We start from the raw sequence: 11,090 nt of genomic DNA on the forward strand, positions 1-11,090 counted from the left end.
CCATAATCCCTTCTCCGCAACCGTTTGCACCGAATATTGCGAGCGGCGCACAAAGCTGCGGCTAAGGCTCGGCGCGCCGTCCTTGGCAGGTCGGCGTTAAAGCTTTAGCACGGAGTTTCCCCTCGGTGAGTTATCGGAACGTAAAATTATATTGATCTTTATATTGCACAACTTCAAAATGGTGAAACATCTTATATTCTGGATAGTTGTGAATGGGATTACCGAAAGTCTGTCCGACGCAGTTGATAAGGTGGGCTTGGCTCTGGCCCGCCCGCCAACCCGACGGGAGGACGAACATCTCCCGGGCAATCCTTTCGACTTGCATTGGGAAAATCAACCTCACTTCCGGTCCTCGTCGCTTGAATCGGCGGTCCTCGCGGTCGCGTGTATGTCGCGTCCGAGGCCTTCTTGGAACCTGCCGGATGCCACATGCCAAGGGACAACGCGGTGTCGACCGGCAGCTAACGCAGGGCCAGCAGTGTTGCCGGAATGGCGGCAGCTCAAACGGTTAGCGTAGCGAGAGTGTCACATAGTGCCACCGAAACTATCGCCAACCCGAGCCCACTCCAGAGAGTTTGAAACTTGGTCGTTGATAGTCGCTCAGGCGCTGAGGCTCACGCGTGTTAGAGGCTCTCGAATGTGTAGTATTTGGAAACCTACATTCACCGGGCCGATGAGACGTTCATACGGCATCTGATTCCGGCTCAGATCAGTCTGGCGATACGGTCCATGATCGAGAGTCGGCTTTCGCCACAGTATTCTCACCGGGCGCCTGCACTGATGAGGCACGAACCGTCTTCAACAGTTCGTCTCGCGTCAGCCAAACGAGCCAATCGTCGTCATCTATCCCGTGCGCGGGCAAGTGCAGGACTGATCCGTGTGGCTCCTGATGTAGATACCCATACTGATCGACAACGCCTTTTTGGATGTGCCAATCGGCAACCAGCGCATAGATGAAGTCCGGCGACCATTTAGCCCAGGCTAGTCCAAATGCAATGCGACCGATAAAGGTAGAGAGACCGCGGCCTCTGAAGTCCTCGCGCAACCAGATGTCGCCATGATAGGCGACCAGCCCAGTCATGCTGCGGCCAGTGGGCGCATCGCAGCGAGACGAGGAACCAGACCCGGCTATGAAGGTAGGATCCGCGAACCAGGCTCTCAACGACCCAAGGTGCTCAGCAACGTCTGTGTTGGTTAGATGATATAGACGCATTGCTTGTACATGCGCTACTCTTCCATCCTGATCACGCCCGACGATCCAAAAGGCCTTTCCAGGCGGAAGATAAGAACAGTCGGGACGGAAGCTTGGATACGTCGGTGACTTCCCGGGAAGTCTGCTGGTGATCCCAACGTACTCTTCAAAACCTTCGCCCATGGTAATGTGAAGGCCCATCTTGCGCCCCAACTCGTCTGCCGCACAGATGCACCTCGCAAGCTCTAGGGTCGTGACGTTGCTCTGCATGCCGATGCCCTTCAGTGCGCTGAACACACGGTGACTTCTAGAGCTTGCGGGAAAGCACTGATACTACGGCATCTAGTAGTTGACGCGTCCGCTTATAGGCGGGAATGACTTTTAGCATGACGAACAGCAAGCGCACGGAACATAGGATATCCTTCGGGATCGTCGCTCGTCCGAGCGCCACGCCGTTAAAGGCGGGCCGCACACGGTCTCGCCAGGGGTGGCGTAACGTGCCGGCGCGAGCTGGAAGAAGATCGGCTAGGTCGCATCGGTGCGATGACTGCAAGATAGCGGCTAAAACTTGACGAAATTGCTCACGCGGCCGTCTCGACATTCATTCCGCTCGTCATCCTAGCTGATTCTCGGCCTCTTACCAACTACTAGGGTGTAGTGTGGATTTCCTACGGCACCAGCACGTATTTAGCTGCCTGACGAGTGATCCTCTGCTGGGGGGCCTAATAGTGCCCGTTATCCCTCGTCTGAGCATCATGTGAATAGTGGGAGGCTTGTGTGGTTTTCGATTATATCGTGATCGGTGGCGGTTCCTCTGGATCCGTCGTAGCGAGCAGGCTCTCCGCCGATGGACATCGCGTACTGCTCATCGAAGCCGGTCCTGATACGCCCCCGAATGCCGTCCCTGATGACATCTTGGAAGGCAATCCAACACGTGCTTACTTCAATCCTGATTATCAATGGCCTTTACTCGACGCGACCACAGTCCGGGATGGCCGCAAGCCCATTCATTACGAGCAGGCCCGGGTGATGGGCGGCGGCTCCAGCATCAATGCTCAGGTGGCCAACCGCGGTGGTCCCGAAGACTACAATGACTGGGCCTCGAGCGGTGCAGCGGGCTGGAGTTGGGAGGAGGTTCTACCCTACTTCCGTCGCCTCGAATGCGATCTGGATTTCGGCGGCGAATTTCACGGCAAGGCTGGTCCGCTGCCGATAAGTCGGGTGCGGCGATCAGACTGGTCCGGCTTTATCCGAGCGGTATCGAGAGCGTATGAAAATGAGGGTATTCATTTCAGGCCGGACTTCAATGGTGGTTTTGGTGACGGCTACTCCGTCGTTCCCTTGACCAACCGAAACGGCCACCGCGTTTCCGCTGCGATGGCCTACTTGTCCGAGAGCGTCCGCTCTCGACGCAATTTGACAATCTTGCCGGCAACGACGGTTGTGCGTCTGGCCTTTTCAGGCCGCACCGTCACGGGGGTGGAGACGGAAAACAACTTCGGCCAGCAGTCGTATCTCGCTTCAAGTGTGATCCTCTGCGCCGGAGCTGTCCACTCCCCCACCATATTGATGCGCTCCGGGGTAGGCCCGGCCGAGCAACTGACAAATCTCGGTATTCCGGTTGTGGCAGATGTAAGAGGTGTGGGCCAGAACCTTCAAGAACATCCAGGGATCGCCGTTTCTGCGTATTTGAAACCAAGCGATCGCATGGCGCCCAATGTGAGCGGCCACATCCAGATGCACGCCCGTTACTCGTCGGGCTACAATGGGTGCCCGTCGACGGACATGGCAATATCGGGAGTTGCGAAGTCGGCCTGGCACCCGCTGGGCAAGCGCCTCGGCTCCCTCTATTTGTGGGTCAACCGAGTTTACTCGACAGGAACGATCGTGCTCAAGGATCGCTCTCATACTGTAGAGCCGCAGGTAGATTTCAACTGGTTGAGCGACAAGCGGGACGCCGATCGACTGAAGCACGGATTCTGTTTCATGGCCCGCCTACTGAAGCAGGATTCCCTGTCGGCGGTCGCGCTTGACCCTTTTCCCTCAGCTTGGAATGCACGAGCGAAGCAGGTCAGTAAGGTCAATTGCGTTAATTACGGACTCACCTCGGTGCTTGCTTTGCTTATGGACAGTTCTCCACGCTTGCGCCGCGCCCTCATTAGTCATGTCATAACCGATGGTCATAGCATTGCAGATCTGATCAAAAACGAGGAGCATCTCGACCGATTTGTCCGACAGAATGTGACCGGCAATTGGCATCCGACTTCGAGCTGCAAGATAGGGCAAGCCTCCGACCCTGCTGCGGTGACTGATCCGTCGGGCCGGGTTCGGGGCGTTTCGGGTTTGAGGATTGCCGATGCTTCGGTGATGCCGTTCTGCCCCCGGGCCAATACAAACATTCCAACGATCATGGTGGCTGAGAAGATGGTTGACGCAATTTTAAAAGAAAACCGGGAATCATCAGCGAAAAGGTGATCAAAAAACTTCTTGTGGCCGGATTCGTTTTTGGCCAAGCGATCGAGGTTTATGAGCTGTCAAATGCCAGACAAGTCCCGAAGAGGTAGAACTTGCCGTTGCTTTCACCCACACAAGCTTGGCAATTCCGTCCCTATCAACATGCATACTGATGCTTGCTGTTGCGCATTGCCAACGCACTGGAACGTGGCGGTCATTCGCCTGTATCAACATCGCAAGGCGATACGGGCTGGGTGTACGGCGTCCACACCCTGGCCAGCGTGAATTTGGGCAGATCTCGCGCAGATCATCGAACAGGCTTTCGCATTTGCAGGAAAGTGCTCATCGTCCCTTCTTGAACTCGAGGGCGGTCACAAACCTCGCCTGCTACGGATGTTCAGGGACCGTTAAGTCCAATTGTACAGTAATTTCGCATATTCTTAACATATTTTCTGTTGCGCCGGTGGGTAATCTAGAGGATATTCGCTTCGACAGAGAATAGATCTGTGAATGTAAAACAAGCTTTTGGCTTAAGTAGCCCCACAGGGGCACAGCACCGACGGAGGAGCGACTATGACTACGCTACCGCAAATCTCATTGGCGAAACTGTCATCCGATGCAACGCGACGTGAAGAGCAACAGCGATTATGCACGGCCTGCGAGGAGTACGGATTCTTCTACCTTATCGAGCACGGAATCCCGAAAGAACAGATTACACAAGCCATCGATGCTTCCCGGCGCTTCTTCGCGTTGCCCCTGGCTACGAAGGAACGCTATGGTCACGCCTTTCAAAACGTCCACCCCACCACCGCCCGTGGATACAGTCCGTTGCACGGTGAAATGCTGCATCCCGAGGCCGGACCGGACCCAAAGGAAATGTTCGACCTCGGTATCGAGAATGAAAGCGACCGGCGTCCATTTGCCGGACGCACACGCCTTCCGGACGACGCCTTAGCTCCAGGTTTCGCGCGGAGCCTCCTAGCTTTGCAGGCCACCGTGCTTAATGGCGTCGTCCCGCCGCTCGGGAACGCGCTGGCCGACCTGCTCGATATGGAAAAAGGCTGGTTCCAACGCCATTTCAGCCCGCCGACGGTTCTGCAACGCGTGATCCGATATCCGTCTACCGGTGGCGCGGCCGCTAAGCATACCGACAATGGTTTTTTCACGCTGCTGCTGCAGGAGGAACTCCCCACGCGATCCTTGCAGGTGTGGTTCCACGGGCGTTGGATACCGGCGCCGAGCCTCCCCGATAGTCTCGTTGTCAATCTGGGCGACATGCTTCAGGTGTTGAGCGATAACCGGTTCAAGAGTACGCCGCATCAGGTCGTGCACATTGGTCCGGCCGAACGAATTTCCCTGCCCTTCTTTATCTATCCCGACATCGATGCTCGCCTGGCTTCGCGGCAAGGCAATCACACCTTTGGTGTCGCGGAGATGATGCTGCGAAACTACGAGTCAATATGGGAAAAGGGGAATGGGGCCGGGCGCGCGCGTGAGTTGCAGTAGGTGTTCGGCTTTATGAAACGGGAGCAAACTGCGGCGACGATGTAGCACACCCTGACGTGAGCCCTAGAAGAACTCTCTGAGTGCCGCCGTCGCGTAACGCGGCGGCCTCTAGGCCTTTGGAATGAGGCACGCTGGGACTGCCAAATTGTTTAGATTGCGCCGAACGAGATCCTAGCGCTGCGCTGAGGCGAGGATTTCTGACGCGGAAATTGAGCGATTAATCTGGATGCAAGGAGATAATTACAACCAAAGGGAGTGTTTGTCTGGGTCGAGCCGTGCCCGCACGAGCACTCGCGAACGCTCCGGTTAATATCTTTGTCAAACCGTCTGAACTCCAGCTTGGCCTCTGGAACTACTTCGCTACCGGAAGGCCTCTTTTCATCTGTCAGGCACCGCTCGTTCGCCGCGGACGGAAGCCATTTTTGTGGTCCTCTTCTTTGCAGCGCTAGTCTCGCCTGACAGGGTCAACCTCAAGGCCGACGAGGCGCATTCGAGATCCTGACAATCTTCAAGGAAATGAGAAAAGCCAATGTGCGCGAGGCATGATTTCAACAACGCATTAGAAGTAACGCAGAATTGGATCAGCGATCTGATGTGGAGACTTCGCTGGCACGATCGCGAGCGGGTCTACCAAGCTCTGATTGCGACGCTGCACGCCCTGCGCGACTGCCTGGATCGCGACCATGCCGTTTACATGGGCGCTCGGTTGCCGGCTTTGCTTCGCGGCTTCTACTACGAGGGGTGGAATCCCGGCCGCCGGGCCAACGCCAGAGACCGGAATTCGTTTCTCGACCGGATCCACGACGGCGTCCATCGTGACCCGGCGGTGAATCCGGAAGAGGTTGCCCGCTCGGTCATAGCCCAGTTTGTGGACCGCCTGCCTGCAGCAGAGGTCAAAGGTGCCAAGTCCGCCATTCCAAGAGGGCTGCGTAACCTTTGGCCAGTCCAAGACGAAGCGGGGCACTGAGCGCTCCGGTATCAAGGATGGGCTGGAAAGTCCCAGTCGTATCGAGGCGCGATTTGAACCCGCAGGACGAGGGGCACCGCCGCATCATGAGTCACGTGAACGCATGGATATGAACGTCATCTCACGATCGGTGGGACAAGCGGCCAAACAAAACGTGAGCTGGGAGGAACTACGGTGAAAAAGTGGAAACACGACGAAAGCAGGAATGACCCCTTGAGGCGTGCAATCCTGAGGGGGATGGCTGCAGCCGGCATAGCGGCGATGGCAATGGCCTCGTTTGCCGGTTCGGCTTCGGCGCAGTCGCTGCTCGAGAAGATCAAGAACGGAGAGACGATCCGGATCGGCTTCTCCAACGAGATTCCCTGGGCCTATCCCGGCGAGAACAACGAGCCGCTCGGTTTCGTCAATGCGATGACGATCGACATTCTGAAGAGGCTGGGCACGACCAAGGTCGAGCCCATCGTCACCGAATGGGGCTCGCTGATCCCTGGCCTGCAGGCCGGTCGCTTCGACATCATCACGGGCGGCATGTTCATCCTCCCCGAGCGCTGCCGGAACGTGCTTTTCACAGAGCCGCTCGGCAAGGGCGCCGACGGGCTGCTCGTGCCGAAGGGCAACCCGGAAGAACTGCACTCCTACCAGGACGTGCGCGACAAGGGCCTCACCTTTGTCACCGCCTCCGGTTACGATTCGGTGAAGTACGCGCAAGAAGTCGGCATTGCCGACGACAAGATCATGCAGGTCGCCGGACCGGCGGAGATCGTGCAGGCTGTGAAGGCCGGCCGCGCCGCCGCTGGCGCCGGCGACTACTTCACCATGAAGAAATTTGCCGACCAAGATGACAGCACCGAGCTGGCCGATCCGTTTACCCCGCCCGCCATTGGCTATCCTGCTTTCGCCTTCCTGCCCAACCAGCAGGAGGCGGTCGACGCGTTCAATGCGGTGATGAAAGACTATATCGGTTCCGACGAGATGATGGCGTCGGTCGGTAAGTACGGCTACACTAAAGCCGCCCTGCCGGACGGCACCACGACCGCCGAACTCTGCAAGGGGTAGTTCCGGTGGAATTGCCGTCCATGAGCCTGACCGCCTCCCCCGGTCTCAGGCCGGGGAGCGCTCAGCGGAGACAGAGACATGAACGAATTCGCGCTCGGCTTCAGCGTGGCCGCGCTGGCTAGAGGCGTCGCGATCACCCTGATCGTGACCCTCGGGGCATCTGTGGTGGCGATCGTCCTGGGGCTGATCGTCGGCTTGATGCGGGTCTCGCCCCGTTGGCCGCTACGCTGGTTCGGCATCGCCTATATCGAATTTTTACGCGGAACATCGATGCTTGTGCAGCTCTACTGGTGGTTCTTCGTGCTGCCTATCTTCGGGGTCGCGTTGTCACCCTGGACCGTCGCAATCTTCGGTATCGGCATGTCCGTTTCCAGTTACGGCGCCGAGCTGGTCCGCGCCGCCCTCCAGGCCGTCGACCGCAGCCAGTATGAAGCGAGCATCGCGCTCAACTTCTCATGGCTCTCCATGATGCGCCGTATCGTCCTGCCGCAGGCGATCCGCGCCATGCTGCCCGCCTGGGGCACTCTGCTGATCGAGCTGCTTAAAGGTACATCGCTCATCTTCTTCATCACCATTACCGAGCTGACCACCGCCTCCAAGCTGGCGGCCGACGCCACCGGCAATTACCTCCTGTTCTTCGCGGTGGCGCTGTTCGGCTACTACGTCATTGCGCGCGCCCTCATCACGCCCTTCGTGCGCTGGCTGGAACGCCGCTTCTCGCGCGGCTTTGTTCGGGAGGCGCTGGCATGAACATCTGGGACTGGTCGTATGTCTGGGAGGCGATCCCGTATCTCTACCGGGGCGCGATTGTCACAGTTCAGGCCACGCTGCTCGGCTTCGCGATCGCGCTGGTGCTGGGGCTGGTCTTCGCGCTGATCCGCCAGTCGCCGAACCGCTACATCTCCACTGCCATGACGGAGATCGTGGAGTTCATCCGCTCAACGCCCCTGCTGCTGCAGGTGTTCTTCGTCTATTTCGTCGGCCCGCAATTCGGCATTGTCATTCCCGCGTGGACGGCCGGGATCGGTGTGCTCGGCATCCACTACGCCGCCTATTGCTCCGAGGTCTACCGTTCGGGCATCGAGAATGTGGACGGCGGGCAGTGGGAGGCCTGCACCGCGCTAAACCTGTCGCGCGTGCGCAGTTGGCGGGCTATCATCCTGCCGCAGGCGATCCCGCCCATCGTGCCCGGCCTGGGCAACTACTTCATCGGCATGTTCAAGGACACACCGATTCTAGCGGCGATCGCGGTCCTTGAGATGCTGCAGCAGGCGAAGAATTTCGGCGGCAACAACTATCGGTACATCGAGGCGATCACCATGGTCGGCTTCTTCTATCTCGTGTTCAGCCTGGTCGCTTCGGCAATCGTGCAGTCGGTGAGCGTCTGGCTCAACCGCCGCTACCATCTGCAGTAGGAGGTCCGCCATGAACGAATCCATGGTCTTCAAGAATGTCACGACGCGCTATAGCGTGCTGGACGAGCTTACCCACGATATGGCGCGCAAAGAGAAAGTCATGAGCGAACCCATGGTCCGTTTCGACAACGTCACCAAGCGCTACGGCGCGCTGACGGTGCTGGACGGGCTCAATCTCGACATCGCTCGCAACGAGAAGGTGTCGATCATCGGCCCCTCCGGCTCGGGCAAGACCACTGTGCTGCGCATGCTGATGACGCTGGAGCGCATCAACGGGGGGGTGATCTGGGTCGACGGGGAGCCGCTCACGCACATGCAGAAGAACGGCCAGATGGTGCCGGCGAGCGATCAGCACCTGCGGCGCGTACGCGGCAAGATCGGCATGGTGTTCCAGCACTTCAACCTATTTCCGCACATGACCGCGCTGCAGAACTGCATGGAGGCGCCGGTCTCGGTGCTTGGGCTCTCCAGGCAGGAGGCTGAGGCCCGAGTGGCGGAGCTGCTCGATTTGGTGGGGCTCGGCGACAAGATGAACCATTTCCCGATCCAGCTCTCCGGCGGCCAGAAGCAGCGCGTGGCGATCGCTCGGGCGCTGGCCATGCGGCCTAAGGTGATGCTGTTCGACGAGGTGACGTCGGCGCTCGACCCGGAGCTCGTCGGGGAGGTGCTCAACGTAATCCGTAAGCTCGGCACCGAGCATGACCTCACTATGCTGATGGTCACGCACCAGATGGGCTTCGCCAAGGAGTTCTCCGACCGCGTCTGCTTCTTTTACGGCTGCAAGATTGCCGAACAGGGTCCGCCCGACCAGCTCTTTGGCGATCCGCAGAACGAGCGGACGCGGCAGTTCCTCAGTGCCGTGCTGGAAGCGAGGTAGCGAATACGCGGGGCCTCGGAGCACCGCAACGGCGAGAATGGCTTGCTGAGCAACGTGTCTCCCACTACAACCGGGTCTCCGCGAGCTATCTTCAATAAAGGGGAGGATAGGAGCTCCACAGCACTCACCCTCGCCGATATACTGCTCAGCGCAAATTTCGACATCGCGGCAACGCCGCCGGTGACGTTGACATAACTCTCCGGCAGACGTGGGGAGGAGTTCCGGCTCAGGCTGCAAAACATCCAGCGGATCGGCGCCTTCAACTGGGTAAAACAGTCAAAGCCATCTTCAACCGGCCGGGCGAGGCGGCGTCGTCTGCGGCTCGATCAGCAATCGGATTAGGAGAGCGGCGGTGCTGGGATCGAAGTGGTGAATACGATAGCTCGGGTTGCGGTTGCGGCACGAGATCATGAACCCGGGTGGGTGAGCTTCTTCCTCGGAAGGCTTGATACCTCGATCTGGATGACGACCGCGTGGTGAAGCAGGCGATTGAGCAGCGCTGTTGCAACAATGGGATCGCCCAAGACCTCGCCCCGTTCGGCGAATCCGGTTTGAGGTGAAATGATGGCGCGCTATTCATATCGGGCGTTGACAAGCGGGAAGAAACAGATTGCCGCCGCCGCGCGCGACTGCGAGATCGCCGACTTCATGACGACGACCAGCGAGGCCAGTGCCGCGCCCGGATTTGTTCGACTATTTCGGCATCGAGCTGGACGTGCCGATCGAAGCCGAAGCGAGCGGCATGGATGGCGAATACGCTTACGCAGCTGCTCTTCGCGTACGGCCTCAGCGAGCGAGGCGAGGACGTCGCGAGCTTCGAGAAGTAGACGCTCTTTGCGGCTTTCACGGTTTCGATAGGGGGTGTGGTCGCCACGTGGCTCTTGCCAGCCGGGCCGAGAAGAACCTCAGCTCGGCCAGCGCCATGATGCGGTCTTTATCGAGCGATAGCTGGAAGGCGAAGTCGAAGCCAACGAGCGTCTTGATGGCGGTGAGGCGCGCCTTCGTCAAGCGCCAACTTGATGCGCTGCTATCGCGCAGGGTGAGTCGTCGAGCAGCAGATGGTGGGAGACCTCGATTCCGTCGATCTCGCCTTGCTTGATGCGCCGCAGCGCCGCGTCGCGCGCTTCGAGGACCCGTGGCACGCGTAGCCCAACCAGGCTCTTCCTGATGCTGTCGATAGTGGGCGGGCGAATGCGCATGACCGGCTCCCCACAACGCCAGCCGCGTGGCGACGTTCTGGTTAGGTCGTGTGATCACCTTGCGACCTGGTCGCCGAGGCGGCCGACGATGTCGGATTGAGTTTTGCGGTTGCTTGGCGTATTTGCGGACCGTCGTGGATCGCGGCCCGTTCGCCGGCCGATTGCGGTCACCGGCGGACCCTGACAGAGTAGATACAATATCATCAGAAGTTCTCCAAGTTGGAACACCAGCGCCGCTCCCGTCCTGATGGAATCGGCATGGACATCGACACCGCGGTAGAAGCGCCAACCAGGGAATTTTCGCGCCGCGCCGGCGCAGAAAGCGCGACAGCACCGCCGGATCGGCCGTGACCCCGTGGTCGTCCCGAAGACGCGCTCCTAGGTTCGCTTGGCCTGTCAATCGCGCGAACCAAGAACCCCACAG

General features: G+C 58.9%; 11 protein-coding genes. 7 read left to right on the forward strand and 4 right to left on the reverse strand.

Annotated features, from left to right (window positions below):
* Positions 1–709: 709 nt before the first annotated feature.
* On the reverse strand, positions 710–1,081 hold the full coding sequence (locus EOB49_RS38020; RefSeq protein ID WP_245472857.1) for a hypothetical protein: 372 nt from the start codon (positions 1,079–1,081) through the stop codon (positions 710–712).
* Positions 1,082–1,969: 888 nt separating this feature from the next.
* On the opposite strand from EOB49_RS38020, the gene EOB49_RS27570 reads away from it, so the two are divergent.
* From EOB49_RS27570 to ehuA, 7 genes are all read left to right on the forward strand, one after another.
* Entirely contained in the window at positions 1,970–3,667 is a 1,698-nt protein-coding gene (locus tag EOB49_RS27570; RefSeq protein ID WP_127382838.1) for a GMC family oxidoreductase, read from the forward strand.
* A 552-nt stretch (positions 3,668–4,219) separates the two neighbouring features.
* Positions 4,220–5,152, forward strand: coding sequence for a 2-oxoglutarate and iron-dependent oxygenase domain-containing protein (locus EOB49_RS27575; RefSeq protein WP_127382839.1), 933 nt, complete (start codon positions 4,220–4,222; stop codon positions 5,150–5,152).
* Between the two features lie 529 nt (positions 5,153–5,681).
* Complete coding sequence (locus tag EOB49_RS27580) at positions 5,682–6,119, forward strand: DUF2267 domain-containing protein (RefSeq protein ID WP_127382840.1); 438 nt, start codon at positions 5,682–5,684, stop codon at positions 6,117–6,119.
* Between the two features lie 213 nt (positions 6,120–6,332).
* Complete coding sequence (gene ehuB, locus EOB49_RS27585; RefSeq protein ID WP_348630282.1) at positions 6,333–7,175, forward strand: ectoine/hydroxyectoine ABC transporter substrate-binding protein EhuB; 843 nt, start codon at positions 6,333–6,335, stop codon at positions 7,173–7,175.
* Positions 7,176–7,253: 78 nt separating this feature from the next.
* Positions 7,254–7,925, forward strand: coding sequence for an ectoine/hydroxyectoine ABC transporter permease subunit EhuC (gene ehuC, locus EOB49_RS27590; protein ID WP_127382841.1), 672 nt, complete (start codon positions 7,254–7,256; stop codon positions 7,923–7,925).
* Positions 7,922–8,590 carry an ectoine/hydroxyectoine ABC transporter permease subunit EhuD gene (ehuD, locus tag EOB49_RS27595; RefSeq protein WP_127382842.1) on the forward strand — a complete coding sequence of 223 codons (669 nt, stop codon included), beginning with the start codon at positions 7,922–7,924 and terminating at the stop codon, positions 8,588–8,590. The genes ehuC and ehuD overlap by 4 nt, the downstream gene beginning before the upstream one ends.
* A gap of 100 nt (positions 8,591–8,690) precedes the next feature.
* On the forward strand, positions 8,691–9,467 hold the full coding sequence (gene ehuA / locus EOB49_RS27600) for an ectoine/hydroxyectoine ABC transporter ATP-binding protein EhuA (protein ID WP_245472858.1): 777 nt from the start codon (positions 8,691–8,693) through the stop codon (positions 9,465–9,467).
* Between the two features lie 407 nt (positions 9,468–9,874).
* Here the strand turns inward: ehuA and EOB49_RS38675 are convergent, their stop codons facing one another.
* The 3 genes from EOB49_RS38675 to EOB49_RS27610 all read right to left on the reverse strand — a co-directional run bounded on the left by EOB49_RS38675 (position 9,875) and on the right by EOB49_RS27610 (position 10,666).
* Positions 9,875–9,991, reverse strand: a complete 117-nt coding sequence (locus tag EOB49_RS38675; protein ID WP_275955070.1) for an ATP-binding protein — start codon at positions 9,989–9,991, stop codon at positions 9,875–9,877.
* A 319-nt stretch (positions 9,992–10,310) separates the two neighbouring features.
* Entirely contained in the window at positions 10,311–10,475 is a 165-nt protein-coding gene (locus tag EOB49_RS36590; protein WP_164781826.1) for a hypothetical protein, read from the reverse strand.
* Positions 10,472–10,666: a hypothetical protein gene (locus tag EOB49_RS27610; protein ID WP_127382843.1), complete on the reverse strand. Its 195-nt coding sequence runs from the start codon at positions 10,664–10,666 to the stop codon at positions 10,472–10,474. Before EOB49_RS27610 ends, EOB49_RS36590 begins: the two co-directional genes overlap by 4 nt.
* Positions 10,667–11,090: the final 424 nt, after the last annotated feature.

It is taken from the genome of Mesorhizobium sp. M7A.F.Ca.MR.148.00.0.0, from assembly GCF_003997735.1.
GTDB lineage: Bacteria > Pseudomonadota > Alphaproteobacteria > Rhizobiales > Rhizobiaceae > Mesorhizobium.